Annotated in this window: 1 pseudogene; it reads right to left on the bottom strand. The window is 73.3% G+C overall.

The annotated features are described in order from the left end of the window. Positions 1-156: 156 nt before the first annotated feature. Positions 157-434 (bottom strand): annotated as a pseudogene (locus ACLQ2U_RS32205) (hypothetical protein); the annotation flags it as partial.

Raw genomic sequence — 434 nt, 5'->3', positions numbered from 1 at the left:
GCTAAGCCCTCCAGCGCCGATGGTACTGCACTCGTGAGGGTGTGGGAGAGTAGGACGCCGCCGGACAATCTTCCAGTCGAGGGCCGCCCCATCCGGGTCGGCCCTCGACTGCGTAGCGCCGTTGGTGGCGCAATCAGGAAGGATGTACCTGTGAGTTCAGGACCGCAGGGCGGAGACCGTCCGCGCCGTAACGAAGACCGCACCGATCGGCCCCAGGGGCGTGGCGACGGCCCGCGTCGGGACGACCGGCCCCCATACCGTGGCGACCGCGACGACCGCGGCGCCGGCCCGCGGGGTGGCGCCGACCGCGGCGGTGACCGCCGCGAGGGCGGCTTCCGCTCCGGTTCCCGCGACGGAGACTCCCGCCCGGGCGGCTTCCGCGGTGGTGACTCCCGTGAGGGTGGCTTCCGTGGTGGCTCCCGTGAGGGCGGCTT

The organism is Micromonospora sp. DT47, from assembly GCF_049844475.1.
Taxonomy (GTDB): Bacteria; Actinomycetota; Actinomycetes; order Mycobacteriales; family Micromonosporaceae; genus Micromonospora.
The sequence above is the reverse complement of the archived record's forward strand: the minus strand, read 5'-3'. Positions and strand labels throughout refer to the sequence as shown.